Source organism: Streptomyces sp. 3MP-14 (assembly GCF_006334905.2).
GTDB lineage: Bacteria > Actinomycetota > Actinomycetes > Streptomycetales > Streptomycetaceae > Streptomyces > Streptomyces triticirhizae.
In genome coordinates, this window is the sequence record NZ_VDLZ02000016.1 from 212,290 (window position 1) to 228,103 (window position 15,814).

Sequence of the window (15,814 nt, forward strand, 5' to 3'; positions counted from 1 at the left end):
CCGCCGGCGCGCGTCCATTCACCGGGCAGGTCAGAGCGGCCGGCGCGGCTCCGCGACGGGCCGGGGCCCGAGAGGCCGGGCCCTGGGGCGGCTCAGGGCTTGCGGGCGACCAGGCCCCACTGGAAGAGCTGGTCGGCCGGCGGCTCGGCGCTGGTCGTGGGCCGCCACCGCGCGATCGGCAGCAGGCCGGGCTCCACCAGCTCCAGGCCCTCGGCCATGGCGGCCAGTTGGGCCTCGCTGCGCGGATAGTAGGGAACGGCACCCGAGGCGGCGTAGGTTTCGTTGAGCCGGATCATCACCGGGTCGTCGATGCTGTCGCACAGCGCCAGATAGCTGCCGCTGGCCAGCCGGTCCATATAGCTCCGCACCAGCTCGGCCGCCGGCTCGGGCCGGATGTGGCCGAGCATCGACAGCAGCACCAGCCCCACCGGCCGGTCCAGGTCCAGGGTGCGGCCGGCCTCGGCGAGCACCGTGTCCACGTCGCGGACGTCGCCCTCCGCGTAGTCGGTGGCGCCCTCGGGCGTGGAGGTCAGCAGCGCCCTGGCGTGCAGCAGGACCAGCGGATCGTTGTCGACATAGACGATGCGGGCCTCGGGGTCGTAGCGCTGGGCGACCTGGTGGGTGTTGTCGGCGGTCGGCAGCCCGGTGCCGATGTCGAGGAACTGGTCGACGCCGGCCTCCTGCACGAGGTAGCGCACCGCGCGGGCGAGGAACTCCCGGGAGGCGACGGCCAGTCCGGCCGCCTCCGGGTGCTCGGCGAGCAGCCGGTCCACCAGTTCCTTGTCGACCTCGTACCAGTCCTGGCCGCCGATCATGTAGTTCCACACCCGCGCGGAGTGCGGCACGGTCTGGTCGATTCGGGCGATTAGCGCCTCGCGTTCCTGATCGGGCTTGCCCACCTGTCGATCGTCCTGGGTCATCGTGCCGTCCCCTCTCTCCTGGGGTCTCTCCTGGTTTCTCTCCTGGTGCCCGGGTGGCCGGGGCCCGCCGGGACCTCGCGTTCCATCAAGCCACAGAACGTGGCGTCGAGCGCCGAGGCGGACACGACGACATGAAACGGAATTCCCGACACCACCCCGAACGGCGGCCGGAGCGGCGGCCCGAACGGCGCGCCGGGTCCGGCGCGGATGAATCGGTGCGCCCAGGTAAACCCGTCGGGAACTTCTGCCCGGTGCTTCGACGTTCATCGGACAACCCGAGGCCCGGGGGGTCCGGAACGCGGCCTTGCTCACGGGAGATTGTCTACTTAGCGTGGTTGGTATGCCCCTATCCGTGCACGAGCGTATCGGTCACCACATCAAACGGGCCGAGCAGGAGTTGGCGTCCGCAAAGCACTCCGCGCTGCGTCCGTTCAAGGTGAACGTGCCGCAGTACCACGTGCTGTTGGCGCTGTCGCAGGAGACCGGCCTGTCCGGGGCCGCGCTCGCCCGCCGGTGCATGGTCACCCCGCAGACGATGTCGTCGGTGCTCTCCACGCTGGAGGGGCGCGGCCTGGTGGAGCGCACCCGGCACCCCTTGCACCAGCACATCCTGGAGTGCCGACTCACCCGCGCCGGGCGGACGTTGTTCGAGCGGGCCGACCACGCGGTGGCCGAGATCGAGCGGCGGCTGACCGAGGCGTTCACCTCGGCCGAGGCCGACGACCTCGTCGGCTATCTGAACCGCTGTTCGCTCGCGCTCACGGAGGACGGCGCGCCGCGCGCCGAGGCGGCCTCGAAGCCGTCGGGCGAGCCGGTCGGCTGACGCGCGGTGCGGCCCGGCGGTTCCCGGCCCGCGCGCCGGCGCGACGCGGCGCGGTCCGGTGCGCCCGGAACCGGTCGGTCGACTTCCCCGGTTTCCCTGGAAGAGAAACCCCCGATTCCGGATGTGCGAAAGCACAGTCAATCGCCCGTGAGTGAACGTGCATTGGGGGGCGTGGGCGAGATGTGTGGCGCCCGCAGCGCCCTGCGCGGGTTGTGCACGGGATAGCACCAGAGGAAACAGAAATCTTATGCCGGAGGAGTATGTTCTTCATATCTATGAGCGTCGGTTTGGGCCGATGACATTCGTCCGTGGTGGAGGTCTCGCAGATGTCGTCCTTGCAGCGACCACTTCGCGCTGGCGCGCGGGAGCTGTCGCCCAGCCACCTCCAGCTGCTCCTCAGCCGGGTAAGCCAGATTCCCTCGCTGCGCGACAAATACCTGAGCACCCGTGACGGGCCGAGACAGCCGCTGACGTTGGCCACGCTTCCCGTGCTGACCCGGAACGAGTTGGTGGCCGCGACCGACGAACTCTTACGCGGCAAGGGCCCGGGCGAGGGCTCCGTCGTCTACGCGGGCGGCGGCACCGTCTCGCGGCCCAGCATGAGCCTGCTGCCCGGCGGCCTCTTCGTGGAGGAGGTGCACCAGGTGTGGCGGGCGCTGCGCCCGGGCGACGTGCTCGCCAACTTCTTTCCCGCCGGCCGGGAATGGGCCACGCACTCCTTCTACAACCGGTTCGCCACCCACTCCGGCGCCTCGCTGCTGCCGGTCGGCGACCTGCCCGAGGACGAGTTCGACCGCTGGCTCACGTTCTGCGCCGACTACGGCGCCAACGCGCTGGCCGCGCCGCCCCATCTGCTGAGACGGCTGCTGCGCCACCGCGCGGCCGGCCATCAGCTGCCCTGGCTGCGGAAGTTGCTGATCGGCGGCGCGTTCCACGACCGGACCCCGCTGGGTGAGATCGGCGAGCTGCTGCCCGACGTGGCGGTCTGGCAGCTGTACGGCTCGGCCGAGGCGTGGCTGGTCGGCCACCGTGGGCCGCGCTGCGCCGAGGGCGTGTTCCATCTGCTGCCGCACCAGTACGCCGAGATCGACGAGGGGCGGCTGCTGATCACCACGGTCGGCGCCGACGAGGCGCCGCCGCTGATCCGCTATGTCATCGGCGACCGGGGCGCGGTCGTCGACTGTCCCTGCGACCGGCCCGGCACGGCGGTGCGGGTGTTGGACGCGATCGGGCCGGCGCTGCGGTTCCAGGGCGGCCGGGTCTGGGCGCGGGAGCTGGTCGAACTCGCCCTGGAGACGGCGGAGGTGGCCGGCGCGCAGGTCGCGGTGGTGATGGGCGACGGCGAGACGCACCTGGAGCTGCGGGTGCGGCTCGCGGACGGCGTCCCCGACGACCAGTACACGCGCGAGTGGATACGTCATCGCGCGTTGCACGGGCATCTGGCGCTGGACCCGACGATCGCCGAGGACGCCGACCGCTTCCATGTGGTGACGGTGGACCGCCTGCACGACTGCGGGCGGGCGGAGCCGCCGCCGCTGGTGGTGGCCTGTGACGGCGAGGGTCATGTGGCCGAGGTGCCGTGAACCTCCGCGCTCCTGGCCGGCGTCGCCGAGGTCGCCCGCTCCACGGGCCCGGCCCCGCTCGCGGCTGACGGGCCGGCCGGCCGTTCCGGCGTCGGCTCGCCGAACACCGCGCGCAGCTCGGCGCGCAGCCGGTGCAGGTCGTCGGTGTGGCCGTGGGCGGCGACATGGCCGTCGGGGCGGACGAGGTAGTAGCCCTGCCGGTCGCAGCCGGTGTGCGGCCTGGCTCGGCCCAACTCCACGGCGACATGGCGCAGTTGGGGCCGGCCGGCGGTCGCCCCGGCCAGGACGTTCGCCCACTCCGGCACCCCGGCGCGGTGCACGGCCACCAGGCTCCAGCCGGCCGGGTCGGCGCCTGGCCCGGTCAGCCCGAGCGAGCCGGCCAGCTCCCTGGGCAGCACGGCGCCGACGCGCAGCCGGCCAGGGAGCCGGGACAGCAGCCGGCAGGCGGCGCCCCGGTCCGAGGGCCGCTGGCTGGCGCGCACCGGGGGATAGGCGATCCGGCGGCCCGCCATGACGGGCGCGTAGAAGCGGGACATGGCGCCGGAGCGCTCGGCGAGGCGGAACGCGACGTCGCGCACCGTGGCCTCGGAGCGGCGCTTGACCAGCCAGGCCCTGGTCTGGATGTCGGTGTCCCTGACCACCTGCCGGGCGACGGCGGCGCGCTCGGGGCCATAGCCGTCGAGGAGTTCGGGCGGCGCCTCGCCCCGGATCACGGCGGCCAGCCGCCAGGCCAGGTTGTGGGCGTCCTGGAGGCCGGTGTTGAGGCCCTGCCCGCCGGCCGGGCTGTGGATGTGCGCGGCGTCCCCGGCGAGGAAGACCCGGCCCAGCTGGTAGTCGTCGGTGTGCCGGGCGTGGACCCGGAAGACGCTCTCCCAGACCGGATCGGCGATGTCCACTCCGGAGGGCCCGCGCTCGGCGACGATCCGCCGCATCTTCTCGACGCTCACCCTCTCGCCCGCCGGGAGGCTGCTGAAGAAGCGGTAGACGCCGTGCGGCAGCGGCACGATGACCAGGGCGCCGGCGGCCGACTGGTAGTACAGCGCCCGGTCGGGCGGGAGTTCGCCCTCGATGTGCGCGTCCACCAGCGCGAACGCCGTCTCGTAGGTGCTGCCCTTGAAGCCGGCGCCGATCAGCCCGCGCACGGTGCTGCCCGCGCCGTCGGCGCCCAGCACGAACGGGGCCCTGGTGCGTTCGATCCGCCCGTCGGCGTGTTCGAGGATCGCGGTGACGCCGTCCGTGGCGGTGACGCGCCCGGAGAAGTCGAGGCCGTCGAAGTTGAGCAGCCGCACGCCGCGTTCGACGGAGCCGCCCAGCCGGTGCAGGGTCTCGGTGAGCACCCGCTCGGTCTCGTTCTGCGGCAGGCACAGCGGGCTCAGGTCCGGCCCGAACGGGAAGGTCGCCAGGTGCTCGCGGTCCGCGTAGTAGCTGAACGCGTTGATCGGCAGGCCGGCCTCGGCGAGCGCGTCGAGGGAGCCGAGGTCCTCGAACAGGTCGAGGGTGCGCGGCCAGACGAGGAGCGCCTTGGGGAACGGCGAGGGCTCGGGGGCGCGGTCCACGATGCGCACCCGCACGCCCCGGCGCAGGAGTTCGCAGCCGGCGAGCAGCCCGACCGGCCCGCCGCCCACGACCAGGACGTCGTACCCGTCCGTTCCGCGCCTTCCGGCGGCGGCGCCCGGGAGTGGTTCCGGGGGCAGTCCCGGGGTCGGATCAGAAACCTTACGCATCCTTAACTCCCCTGTGTGCACTGTGGTTTGACGCCTAACCATCATACATCTTATGGTGCTTCGAGATCATAGGGTTCATCGGTATCTGCGACCAGGGGGGCGCCTCGATGACCGACCTTGTGAGTTCCCGCGTTCTCACCCGCCAGGGCCGGCACCTGCCCGACCCCGGGTGTCCCGGGCGCCGCGTCTGAGGGGGCACCGTCGCCCCCGACCGCCGGCGCGTGCGCCCAGCGACCCGTCCCCGCACGTCCCCACGTGCGCCCGCGCCACCCGGCGCACCACCGCTCACCGCTGCCCGAAATCCCGCCTGCCCGACACCCGTCCGTCGGACGGCGGCGCCGCTCGGAGCGTTCCGAGCGGCCGACCCGCAACAGCACCGACCACACACGAAAGGCCAGTGTCATGGGCCCGACATCGTCCACCCGCACCTCGGAGCCACGGCGCGTCACGCCCGCCAGGCCGGCGCTCGACCACAGCCGCCTCGACTACAGCCGCACCGTGGACCGGCTCCTGGTCCACCGGGACGCGCTGAGCGAGGTCTTCCTCACCGACCTGCGGCACATCGACGAGACGAGCTACGCGGCCGCCGCCCAACTGCCGCGCTCCCACGCCTACTACGGCGACCACCTGCTGCGCCCGGCCCACTTCGACCCGCTGCTGGTGCTCGAAGCCTGCCGGCAGGCCAACCTGGCCGGCGCCCACCGCTTCTTCGGGGTGGCGGAGAGCGACAAGTTCATCCTCACCCACCTCGGGCTGCGGCTGACCAGACCCTGGCTCCTCGCGGTCGGCGGCACCCCGCTGCCCCTGGCGCTGCGGGTGCGGGTGACCAACCGCAGGGAACGAGACGGGCGGACGACGGGCCTTACCCACACCGCCGAGCTGACCGTGGGGGGCGAGGTCGTCGGCGAGGCGGAGATCGGGCTGCGCTTCAAGACCCCGACCGACTACCTCACCCTCAGGCTCGGCAACCGCGACGGACGCCCGCTGCCCTCCTCGGCCAGCTACCCGGGGATCGTCCCGGCCGGCTGCGCCCCCGCGCACCTCGCGGGCCGGGCGGCGCCGGAGAACGCGGTGCTGCTCGACCCCGCCACCACCGGAACGGGGGTCAGGGCCGGGCTGCGGGTCCCGGTCGGCCACCCCAGCATGTTCGACCACCCGCAGGACCACCTGCCCGGCATGGTCATCGTCGAGGGCGCCCGCCAACTCGCCCTGTACGCCGGCCAGGAGACGCACGGCCTCGCGGTGACCAAGGCGTACCCGACCGAGATCGTCGCCCGGTTCGAGCGGTTCGGCGAGCTGGAGGAGGAGACCACGCTGCACGCCACCGTCGGCCGCCCCACGCCGGCCGGGACGACGCCGCGCGGCCCCTGGTACACCCAGGCCGGGGTGCTCGACGACGACGCCGAGGACCTGCCGGGCCTCGGAACGCCCGGGCCGGCGGACGGCGAGGTCGTGCCCGAGCGGCTGCCCGTCCGCGTCGAGGCCAGGCAGCGCGGCACCGCCATCTGCACGGTGGACGTCACCCTCACCCGCGTCCCGGGGAACCGGGCCGCGCACGGCGCCAGGGGAGGCGCGGCATGACCGCCCCCGTCGCCTTCTGCGACGTGGACGAGACCCTGATCCGTGTCAAGAGCATGTTCCGCTTCCTGGAGTTCTACCTCGCCCGGCGCGGCGAACCGGCCGCCACCTACGAGCGGTTGATGGCCGGCTTCCGGGCGGACGCCGCCGGCGGGGTGCCGCGCCAGGAGATCAACCGCGCCTACTACCGGCTCTACGCGGGCGAGGACGCCCGGCGGCTCGCGGCGGCCGGACGCGACTGGTTCGCGGCCGAGTGCGAACGCGGCGGGTTCTGGGTCAGCGCCACCCGGCGCGCACTCGCCGGCCATGTCGCGGCCGGCGAACCCGTGGTCCTCGTCTCCGGATCGTTCTCCGCCTGCCTCGACCCCGTCGCCGACGCCGTCGGCGCGACCTGGGCCGTCGGCACCCGCCCCGTGGTCCGCCGGGGCACCCTCACCGGCGAGGTGCTGGTCCCCGTCATCGGCGCCACCAAGGGCCGGGTCGCGCACCACGCCGCCACCGTGCGCGGCGCCGACCTGGCCGCCTGCACCGCCTACGGCGACCACGCCAGCGACCTCGACCTGCTGACCGCCGTCGGACATCCCGTGGTGGTCGGCACCGATCCCGTCCTCGACTCCCATGCCGGCAGGCTCGGTTGGCGACGCCTCCCGAACGACCACGCGCCCGCGCCGGCATCCGCACCCGCGCCCACACCCGCGCCCGCACCACTGGAGACGGTATGAACGCGACAGGAATCCTCGGCACCGGCTCGTACCTGCCCAGCGAGGTGGTGACCAACGAGGAGGTCGGCCGGGGCGCCGGCGTCACCGACGAGTGGATCACCCGGAAGACCGGCATCAGGGAGCGCCGCCGCGCCCCCGACCACCAGGCCACGTCCGACCTCGCGGCGGCGGCCGCCGAACGGGCCCTGGCCCAGGCCGGGGTGCGACCCGACCAGGTGCGCTACCTGGTGGTGGCCACCTCCACGCCCGACCACCCGCAGCCGGCCACCGCCAACCTGGTGCAGCACCTGATCGGTGCGGTCAACGCCGCCGCGTTCGACGTGAACGCGGTGTGCAGCGGCTTCGTCTACGCGCTCACCGTCGCCCACCGGCTGGTGGACGCGCTCGACGCCGGGGCCGGCGACGAGCCGGGCTACGCGCTGGTCGTCGGCGCCGACATCTACTCGCGGATCATCGACCACTCCGACCGGCGGACCGCCGCGCTCTTCGGCGACGGCGCCGGCGCCGTGGTGCTCGGCCGCAGCCGCGAGGGCAGCGACCTCGGCGGCATCCTCGCCACCAGCCTGATCAGCCGGGGCGACCAGCACCGGCTGATCGGCGTCGCCGCCGGCGGCAGCCGGCTGCCGGCCAGCGCGCGCACCGTCGCCGACGGCGCGCACCACTTCCGGATGGACGGCCGTGGCGTGCGGCAGTTCGTCGCCGAGAACCTGCCGGGCGCCGTCGGCCGGCTGCTGGCGCGGGCCGGGGTGCGTCCCGAGGAGGTGCGGCACTTCGTTCCGCACCAGGCGAACGGGGTGATGCTGCGCGAGGTGTGGCCGGCGCTGCGGCTGGACAACGCGACGCTCCAGCTGACCGTCGAGTCCCAGGGCAACACCGGCGCCGCCTCGGTGCCGGTGGCGCTGGACACGGTGCACCGGCGTGGCCAACTGGAGGAGGGCGACCTGGTGTTGCTCTGCGCCTTCGGCGGCGGGATGTCGCTGGGCTCCACCCTGGTGCGCTGGGGCAGGACCCGGCCGGTGCTCGCCGCGCGGCAGGCGGACGCCGTGCCCGCCGGCGTGCCGGCGGCGGCGCGCCTCCCGGTCGGCGTCGCCGGCTGAACCGACGGTCACGCGCGTCGGCGTGCGCTGGCGTGCGTCGGCGTGCGGCCCGAACTCCGGGCCGCACGCCGGCACTTGACGGGTCCACATTCGACGGGCCCGCACTTGACCGTGCTCGATCCCCATACATAAGATCTCTTATACCCACAAGAAGACGTATCTCTGTGAGGTTCCTTAAATGTCTTCGCCCCTTCCCTTGCCCTCCCGCGCCGGCAGCGACCGATGACCGCGTCGCCCACCGCCCGTGAACCCTGGCCGGTCGCGGTCGTCGTCTGCCTCGCCGCCTCGCTGCTGCCCATCTCGCTGACCGGCGGCGCGCTGGCCGCGCCCGAGGTCGGCTCCCACTTCGACAGCGGCGTCGCCGCCTCCCAGTGGGTCGCCAACGGCTACATGCTGACCTTCGCCGCCTTCATGGCCGTCACCGGCTCGGCCGCCGACCGCGTCGGCCGGCGGCTGATGTTCCTCGGCGGCCTCGCCACCTTCGCCGGCGCCGGCCTGGTCGCCGCCACCGCCCCGTCCATCCTCGTCGTCGACCTCGCGCGGGTGCTCGCCGGCGCCGGCGCCGCCACCGTCATGACCTCGGGCAGCGCCGTGCTGGCCGACGCCTTCAGCGAACGGTCCAGGGGCCGGGTCTTCGCGCTGCTGGGCACCTCGATCGGACTCGGCCTGGCCATCGGCCCGTTGATCGGCGGCGCGCTCATCGCCGTCGGCGGCTGGCGCACCCTGTTCGCCGTGATCGCCGGGGCCGCCACCGTCCTGCTGCTGGTGAGCCCGCTGGTGGTGCGCGAGTCGCGCGGCCCGGCCGGGCCCGTCGACTGGCCGGGCGGGCTGACGTTCACCGCCGGCCTCTCCGCGCTGATTTTCGCGCTGGTCGAGGTGCAGCAGCGCGGCTGGACCGACCCGCTGGTGCTGGGCGCCGTGGTGGCCGGGGTCGCGCTCCTCGGGCTCTTCGGCGCGGTCGAACGCCGGGCCGCCGAGCCGCTGTTCGACGTGTCGCTGCTGGCCGTGCCCCGGTTCCTCGCCGTCTGTGTGGTGCCGACCGTGCTCGCCTTCGGCTTTGTCGCGCTGCTCGTCGTGCTGCCGCCCTATCTGGAGTCCGTCGAGGGCGCCGACTCCGGCGAGATCGGCCTGACCGTCGCGCTGATGACCATCCCCGCGCTGGTGGTCCCCGTCTTCGCCGGGGTGCTGGCCCAACGGCTCGCCGCCCGCACCATCCTCGTCCTCTCCCTCCTCGCCCAGGCGCTGGGCGCCGGCTGGATGGCCACCGGCTTCCACCCGGTGGCCGTCGCCCTGGTCGGCGTCGGCTTCGGCCTCTCGCTCGCGGTGCTGGACGGCACGGCCGTCTCCGTGGTCGAGCCGGCGCGCAGCGGCATGGCCGCCGGGCTGTTCAACACCGTCCGGCTCACCGGCGAGGCCGTCGGCATCGCCGCCGTGGGCGCCGCGCTCTCCACCCTCCTCAACTCCCGGGTGGGCGACGCGTCCACCGACCTGCTCCAGGGCGAGGCCGCCGGCGGCCTCGCCGCCGACTACTCGGGAGCCCTCGGCGTCGTCCTGTGGACGGTCGCCGGGCTCTCCCTCGCGGGCGCCGCCTATGTGTGGCGCCTGCTGTCCAGGACCGAACCCGAACCCGAGCCGGCCGCCGAGCCGGCGGCGAAGACCGAGGAAGCCCATGTGTAACCCCGCCCTGATCGGCTCGCTCAAGGTGCCGGCCGCCGCCTACGCGCACGCCTTCGCGCACCTGCGCCCGTCCGCCGCCGCCGGCGCCGCCGCCCCTCACGAGCCCGCACCCGCGCACGCCCAGGTCCACGAGCACGCCCACGCCCCCGCGCACGCCGAGGTCGGCGCCCCGGCCCAGGCGCGGCCGGCGTCGGCCGAGGCCGGTGCCGCCCGGCACGGCAACGACGAGCCGCCGCACCGGGGTTCGGGCCGGCGCGGGGTCGGCCGGCGGGCCCTGTTCCGCTTCGGCACGGCCGGCGCGGCGACCGTCGCCGCCGGCGCCGCGCTCGGCGGGGTCGCGCAGGCCGCCGCCCCGGCCGCCGAGGCCCGGGGCATCCGGCTGCCGCACGCGCCCCGGATCGCCGACCTGACGCACGAACTGGGCGAGGACTTCCCGGTCTTCTACCCGCTGGTCGCCCAACCCGAGTTCGAGCAGAACCGGTTCATCGGGGTGGACGGCTTCAACGCCAACCAGCTGAACATCAACGAGCACGCCGGCACGCACATCGACGTCCCCGGCCACTTCGAGGACGGCGCGCCCACCGTCGAGCAGATCCTCCCCGAGTCGCTGGTCGTGCCGCTGGCCGTCGTCCGGATCGCCGAGCGGGCGGCCCGCGACCCCGAGACGCTGCTGACCGTCCGCGACATCCTGCGCTGGGAGAGCCGCCACGGCCGGCTGCCCGCCCGGGCGTTCGTCGCCGTGGACAGCGGCTGGGGGGAGCGCGTGCACACCCCGGGCGCGCACCTCAACGAGGGCGCGGACGGCGTCTTCCGGTTCCCCGGGATCAGCCCCGAGGCCGCCGCGTTCCTCGTCGAGGAGCGGGAGATCACCGGCGCCGGCGTGGACACCAGCAGCCTTGACGGCGGGGTCGCCCCCGTTCCCCTGACCCACCAGACGCTGCTGCCGGCCGGCCGCTACGGGATCGAGAACCTGACCGGCCTCGACGCGGCGCCCGACCGGGACGCGCTGCTGGTGGTCGGGGCGCCGAAGCACCGGGGCGGCTACGGCGGCCAGATCAGGGCGCTGGCGCTCTACTGACCGCGCCCGCCCGCCCGTTGGCCACCAGGCGCCCGGCGCGCGCCGGGCGCCCGGCTAGGCGTCGAGCGCCGTGGAGCAGCGGCCGAGGAACTCGATGAACGAGGCGAACTCCTCCTCGGTGAACAGCTCGCCGAGCCGCTGCTCCACGGCGACCGCCGCCTCGTCCGCCCGGCGCAGCTTGGCCCGCCCCAGGGCGGTCAGCCGGGTCTCCAGCACGTGCCGGTGCACCGGGTGCGGCACCCGCTCGATCAGGCCGTCCCGCTCCATGGTGCGCAGCACGGCCGAGGTGGTCTGCGGCGTGACCAGGCAGCGGCGGGCCAACGCGGCGCCGGTCAGCCCGGACTCGGTGGAGAGCACCAACAGCACGGTGTACTGCGGAACGCTGAGCCCGATGGGCCGCAGGGCGGCGTGCTTGGCCGCGATCACATGTTGTTCCGCACGCTTGATGTGGTGGCCGATGCGCTCATCGACGGGGAGTTCGGTCATGGAGTTCATCCGCTTCAGGGGGTTGGCGGGGCGCCGGGGCGACGCTGGTGGGCGGCCTGCCGCCGGCGTCCGTGGGTCAGCGTCGATACCCAAGTGCCGTGTGCACTGCGCGTGTTGACCGACCCGAGCGGTAACGAACAGCCAGCGGGAGTACACCCATTCGCAATCTTAGTACCGTAAGGTAACGAACACTTATGGAGTCCGTCATGGAAGGTCCATCCATGTCGAACCGCACCAGCCGGCTGATCGTACCGATCATCGTGATCAGCGGCGTCGCGGTCACCGCCTCCGCGACCTATGTGCAGCAACTCCCCGACGCCCAGCGCCCCGTGGAGCCGGCCGCACCGCTGAGCACCGCGACGCTCGCGCCCAGCGAGGAGAGCCTCGGCCTGGTCCGCGTCAGCTACCAGCTCACCCGGGTCCCAGGCCACGCGCGCAACCAGGTCGCCGTCTGGATCGAGGACGAGGAGGGAAACTACGTCCGCACCCTGTTCGCCACCAGCTTCACCGCCAACGGCGGCTACGACCGCCGCCCCGAGTCGCTGCCGCAGTGGCGAGCGACCTCCGGCTGGGAGTCCGCCTCCGAGGAGGAGATCCGCTCCGCCAGCCGCCCCGCCCAGAACTCGGGCCCGCAGACCCTCTACTGGGACGGCACCGACCGCACCGGTGCCCCGATGCGCCCGGGCCGCTACGTCTACCGCGTCGAGGCCAACGTCCTGTGGGAGAAGCGCGTCCTGTTCACCGGCGCCATCGAACTCGGCGAGGAGCCCAGCACCTCGGTCGCCGACGTCGCCTACCTCCCCGAGGCCGCCCGCGACGAACCCGTCATGGTCGCCGACGTCCGCGCCAGCTTCACCCCCGACGAGCCGCTCTCCCCGGACGACGTGACGACCTGGACGCGGGGCTCCTGAGATGCGCGTGACCCGCGAACGCGTCATGGGCACCGAGCTGTTGACCGTGCTCCCGGCCGGGCAGGCGGCCGCCGTGCTGAGCTGGCTCCGCGACGTCGAGGCGACGTTCAGCCGGTTCGTCCCCGACAGCGACGTCTCCCGCGCCAACGCGGGTGCTGGCCGACCCGTCGCCGTCTCCGACCTTTTCCTGCACGTCCTCACCGAGGCCGTCGCCTACCAGCGGCGCACCGGCGGGCTCTTCTCGCCGTTCCTGGGCGCCGAGTTGGTCCGCCTCGGCTACACCCGCGACTTCGCCGAGATCGCCGACGTCCCCGCGCGGGTCGCGCCCCCCGCCGCCCTCGACGACGCCGAGGCGCCCGAGGTCCGCCTCGACCTGGACGCCTCCACCGTCCAACTCACCCCGGGTGTCGGCATCGACCTCGGCGGCTTCGTCAAGGGCTGGAGCGTGCAGGCCGCGCTCGACGGTCTCGCCGCCCCGCGCTGCCTGATCGACGCCGGCGGCGACCTGGTCGCCCGGCGCGGCGCAGACGACCCGCCCTGGCGCGTCGGCGTCGAACACCCGCTGACCCGCACCGCCCTCGGCGTCCTTGAGTTACCCCGGGCCGCCGCCGTCGCCACCAGCAGCGTGACCCGCCGTGCCTGGCGCGGCACCGACGGCGCTCGGCTCCACCACATCGTCGACCCCCGCACCGGCCAACCCGCCGCATCCGACTGCCTCCAGGCCACCGTCCTCGCCGACGACCTGGCCGCCGCCGAGGTCTGGGCCACCTGCCTCACCATCCTCGGCACCACCGAGGGCTCCGCCCGGCTCGCCGCACTCGACCCCGCCGCCCACTGGCTCACCGTCGACACCGAGGGCACCGTGCGCCACTCCCCGAACCTGCCGTTCGAGGCGACGCCATGAGGTGGCTCGCCGCGCTGATGGCCCTCTCCGTGGTCCCGTTCCTGCCGCTCCTCGGCCGCGCCGACAGCGTCGGCGACGCCGCCAACCTCGTCGGCCTCGGCGGCGCCCTCGCCCTCTGGTGGCAGGTGGTGCTCGGCACCCGCGCCCTCACCGGACGCCTCACCGCCGACCGGCTCGCCGTCGTCAACCTCCACCGCTGGCTGGGCGGTTGCGGCGCGTTCCTCGTCCTGCTCCACCCGCTGCTGGAGACCATCGCCGCCCGCCGCGACCTCGCCTACCTGTGGCTGGTCGACTTCACCTGGGTCGAGTCCGGCTACACCTCGCTCGGCCGGATCGCGCTGCTCCTCTTCCTCGCGCTGTGGCTCACCAGCACCCTGCTGCGTGCCCTGGTCCGGCACCGCGCCTGGCGGCTGGTGCACTACGTCTCCTATCCGCTGGTCGGCCTCGTCCTCCTGCACGCCTGGGGCGTCGGCTCCTACCTCATCGAGACGCCCTGGCTGCGCGCCTACTGGCTGCTGCTCGCCGGCCTCCTCGCGCTGCTGGTCGGCTGGCGGCTCGCCGTCCCGCTGTGGACCGGCCGCTACCGGCTGGTCGCCGCCGAACGCCTCTCGCCAACCGTCGTCCAGTACACGCTCGCCCCGCTCGGCCGCCCGCGCAGGCCCCGCAGGCCCGCGCCGGGACAGTTCTGCTACCTGCGGCTCAACGCCCTCGGCCGCGCCCACCCGTTCAGCGTGACCCGCGTCGGCGACGACGCCACGCTGAGCTTCGCCGTCAAGGACGCCGGGCCCTTCACCGCCCGGCTCTCCGCCCTGCGGCCCGGCGCCGTCCTCCGCCTCGACGGCCCCTACGGCACCTTCACCCGGCAGGCCCGCGACGCCGACCGGCCCGCCGTCCTCGTCGCCGGCGGCATCGGCGTCACCCCGTTCGTCGAACTCGTCCGCCGCCACGCCGGCCCGCACATGTCGCTGCACCACGTGGTCTCCACGCGCGAGGAGGCCGTCTTCGCCGACGAGCTGCGCCACCACCTCGGCCCCCGCTACCGCACCGGGCCACCCCAACCCGGCCCGCGCGCCCGCTACTTCGTCTGCGGCAGCCCCGGCTTCGTCGCCACCACCACCGGCCGGCTGCGGGCCCGCGGCGTGGCGGGCGGGCAGCTGCACACGGAGGAGTTCGACTGCTGACCGGGCGCTTGCCGCGCGGGGGTGGGTGCGGGGTTTGTCTGCGGGCCGGTGGCCGGTGCGGGGCAGCCCGTTGCTCCGTTGGTTCGTTGACGAGACTCTGCGGTGTGGTGGGGGTTCTGGCGCGGGCTACTACGCCGGGCCTAGATGGCGCACGATCGGCCGGGTGCGGGCGTAACGAATGACCGCAAGGGGCTGGCTGGGAGGGGGGCGCGGCTTCCGGGAGGTGGGGTTTGTTGTCGAACGGGGGTCAGCTCTGGCGACCGTGCCTTTCGGGCGCGGGGACTGCGGCTTGTTCGGGGGTCGGTTGGTGGGTGGGGGCGTGCGTGGCGCGCACCGGCTTCGCCGGCCTGCCCCGGCATGTCGTCCGTCTCGGATGTGGCCGATCGTCGGGCGACTGAAGGGGGACGGCCCGTCGCCTCACCCCTGCTGGCAGGACGGGGCGCCGGTTAACGACTACGCTGCCGCGCGAACATCGCCTGCCGGTCGGGTAGTCCGCAGCTTGTCGGCTTCCGGGCAGGGGGGTGGGGGTCTCTTTCTATAGGTGCCCGTCTAGAGTTGAACGATCTGTTCACCGCCAAACGGGCACCTAGAAAAAAGGTCCCCCACCCCCCGCGCGCCCGCCTTCGGAAGTCGACGGCGCGCGGACTACCAAGACGGCAGGCGATGTTCGCGCGGCAGCGTGGTCATTGACCGAACCCAGCACCTACCGCCTGCCCGTCAGTGGACCGCCACCGCCCCCGTGAGCCGCCCGACGATCGGTCACGTCCGAGACGGGCGACATGCCGGGGCAGGCCGGCGAAGCCGGTGCGCGCTACGCACGCCCCCAGCCGCCGGCCGTCCCTCCCGAAAGGCGCGGTCCCTGCGCCCGGAGGGCACGCACCGCCATTCCCGACCACCCCTGGCGGCAACGAACCCCACCTCCCGGAAGCCGCGCCCCCCTTCCCAGCCAGCCTCTTGCCGGTATTCGTTACGCCCGCACCCGGCCGATCGTGCGCCATCTAGGTGTATTGATCACGAGCGTTGTTGACACTGGTCACAGTGGTTGGGGCTTGAGCATGACGAAGACCTCCGATGTGGTGGAGCTGTCTAGGACTGCACCGCATGGAGGTCTTCGTGTCCCACCGTAATGC

The 15,814-nt window shown here is 73.8% G+C and carries 13 protein-coding genes; 10 read left to right on the forward strand and 3 right to left on the reverse strand.

Annotated features, from left to right (window positions below; genetic code table 11):
* Positions 1 to 92: 92 nt before the first annotated feature.
* Complete coding sequence (locus FH609_RS24965; RefSeq protein ID WP_139671198.1) at positions 93 to 920, reverse strand: SAM-dependent methyltransferase; 828 nt, start codon at positions 918 to 920, stop codon at positions 93 to 95.
* A 352-nt stretch (positions 921 to 1,272) separates the two neighbouring features.
* On the opposite strand from FH609_RS24965, the gene FH609_RS24970 reads away from it, so the two are divergent.
* Together FH609_RS24970 and FH609_RS24975 are read left to right on the forward strand one after the other, a co-directional pair.
* Positions 1,273 to 1,743, forward strand: a complete 471-nt coding sequence (locus tag FH609_RS24970) for a MarR family winged helix-turn-helix transcriptional regulator (RefSeq protein ID WP_226961926.1) — start codon at positions 1,273 to 1,275, stop codon at positions 1,741 to 1,743.
* 335 nt (positions 1,744 to 2,078) lie between these two features.
* Entirely contained in the window at positions 2,079 to 3,326 is a 1,248-nt protein-coding gene (locus FH609_RS24975) for an AMP-binding protein (RefSeq protein WP_193318018.1), read from the forward strand.
* Here the strand turns inward: FH609_RS24975 and FH609_RS24980 are convergent.
* Entirely contained in the window at positions 3,305 to 5,050 is a 1,746-nt protein-coding gene (locus tag FH609_RS24980; RefSeq protein WP_139671190.1) for an FAD-dependent monooxygenase, read from the reverse strand. The two genes, FH609_RS24975 and FH609_RS24980, sit on opposite strands and share 22 nt — an antisense overlap.
* A gap of 402 nt (positions 5,051 to 5,452) precedes the next feature.
* On the opposite strand from FH609_RS24980, the gene FH609_RS24985 reads away from it, so the two are divergent.
* From FH609_RS24985 to FH609_RS25005, 5 genes are all read left to right on the forward strand, one after another.
* On the forward strand, positions 5,453 to 6,631 hold the full coding sequence (locus FH609_RS24985) for an AfsA-related hotdog domain-containing protein (RefSeq protein ID WP_139671187.1): 1,179 nt from the start codon (positions 5,453 to 5,455) through the stop codon (positions 6,629 to 6,631).
* Positions 6,628 to 7,350, forward strand: coding sequence for an HAD family hydrolase (locus FH609_RS24990; protein WP_139671183.1), 723 nt, complete (start codon positions 6,628 to 6,630; stop codon positions 7,348 to 7,350). Before FH609_RS24985 ends, FH609_RS24990 begins: the two co-directional genes overlap by 4 nt.
* Positions 7,347 to 8,447 carry a 3-oxoacyl-ACP synthase III family protein gene (locus tag FH609_RS24995; protein WP_139671181.1) on the forward strand — a complete coding sequence of 367 codons (1,101 nt, stop codon included), beginning with the start codon at positions 7,347 to 7,349 and terminating at the stop codon, positions 8,445 to 8,447. The genes FH609_RS24990 and FH609_RS24995 overlap by 4 nt, the downstream gene beginning before the upstream one ends.
* Before the next feature lie 222 nt (positions 8,448 to 8,669).
* On the forward strand, positions 8,670 to 10,124 hold the full coding sequence (locus FH609_RS25000; RefSeq protein ID WP_139671178.1) for an MFS transporter: 1,455 nt from the start codon (positions 8,670 to 8,672) through the stop codon (positions 10,122 to 10,124).
* Positions 10,117 to 11,202: a cyclase family protein gene (locus FH609_RS25005; RefSeq protein WP_193318017.1), complete on the forward strand. Its 1,086-nt coding sequence runs from the start codon at positions 10,117 to 10,119 to the stop codon at positions 11,200 to 11,202. The genes FH609_RS25000 and FH609_RS25005 overlap by 8 nt, the downstream gene beginning before the upstream one ends.
* A 54-nt stretch (positions 11,203 to 11,256) precedes the next feature.
* Here FH609_RS25005 and FH609_RS25010 read toward each other — a convergent pair whose 3' ends face one another.
* On the reverse strand, positions 11,257 to 11,688 hold the full coding sequence (locus FH609_RS25010; protein WP_139671171.1) for a MarR family winged helix-turn-helix transcriptional regulator: 432 nt from the start codon (positions 11,686 to 11,688) through the stop codon (positions 11,257 to 11,259).
* A 206-nt stretch (positions 11,689 to 11,894) separates the two neighbouring features.
* Between FH609_RS25010 and FH609_RS25015 the strand changes: the two genes are divergently transcribed.
* From FH609_RS25015 to FH609_RS25025, 3 genes are read left to right on the forward strand one after another with little or no spacing between them, the layout of a single operon-like run.
* Positions 11,895 to 12,599: a DUF2271 domain-containing protein gene (locus FH609_RS25015; RefSeq protein ID WP_193318016.1), complete on the forward strand. Its 705-nt coding sequence runs from the start codon at positions 11,895 to 11,897 to the stop codon at positions 12,597 to 12,599.
* Position 12,600: 1 nt separating this feature from the next.
* A complete protein-coding gene (locus FH609_RS25020; protein ID WP_139671165.1) occupies positions 12,601 to 13,503 on the forward strand; it encodes an FAD:protein FMN transferase in 903 nt (300 codons plus the stop codon).
* Complete coding sequence (locus FH609_RS25025) at positions 13,500 to 14,684, forward strand: ferric reductase-like transmembrane domain-containing protein (RefSeq protein ID WP_139671162.1); 1,185 nt, start codon at positions 13,500 to 13,502, stop codon at positions 14,682 to 14,684. The genes FH609_RS25020 and FH609_RS25025 overlap by 4 nt, the downstream gene beginning before the upstream one ends.
* Positions 14,685 to 15,814 lie beyond the last annotated feature (1,130 nt).

Bases quoted from the DNA above. Each gene is read 5' to 3' on its own strand.
- FH609_RS24965 (WP_139671198.1), bottom strand. From the start codon at position 920: ATGACCCAGGACGATCGACAGGTGGGCAAGCCCGATCAGGAACGCGAG.
- FH609_RS24980 (WP_139671190.1), bottom strand. From the start codon at position 5,050: ATGCGTAAGGTTTCTGATCCGACCCCGGGACTGCCCCCGGAACCACTC.
- FH609_RS24985 (WP_139671187.1), top strand. From the start codon at position 5,453: ATGGGCCCGACATCGTCCACCCGCACCTCGGAGCCACGGCGCGTCACG.
- FH609_RS24990 (WP_139671183.1), top strand. From the start codon at position 6,628: ATGACCGCCCCCGTCGCCTTCTGCGACGTGGACGAGACCCTGATCCGT.
- FH609_RS24995 (WP_139671181.1), top strand. From the start codon at position 7,347: ATGAACGCGACAGGAATCCTCGGCACCGGCTCGTACCTGCCCAGCGAG.
- FH609_RS25000 (WP_139671178.1), top strand. From the start codon at position 8,670: ATGACCGCGTCGCCCACCGCCCGTGAACCCTGGCCGGTCGCGGTCGTC.
- FH609_RS25005 (WP_193318017.1), top strand. From the start codon at position 10,117: ATGTGTAACCCCGCCCTGATCGGCTCGCTCAAGGTGCCGGCCGCCGCC.
- FH609_RS25010 (WP_139671171.1), bottom strand. From the start codon at position 11,688: ATGACCGAACTCCCCGTCGATGAGCGCATCGGCCACCACATCAAGCGT.
- FH609_RS25015 (WP_193318016.1), top strand. From the start codon at position 11,895: ATGGAAGGTCCATCCATGTCGAACCGCACCAGCCGGCTGATCGTACCG.
- FH609_RS25020 (WP_139671165.1), top strand. From the start codon at position 12,601: ATGCGCGTGACCCGCGAACGCGTCATGGGCACCGAGCTGTTGACCGTG.
- FH609_RS25025 (WP_139671162.1), top strand. From the start codon at position 13,500: ATGAGGTGGCTCGCCGCGCTGATGGCCCTCTCCGTGGTCCCGTTCCTG.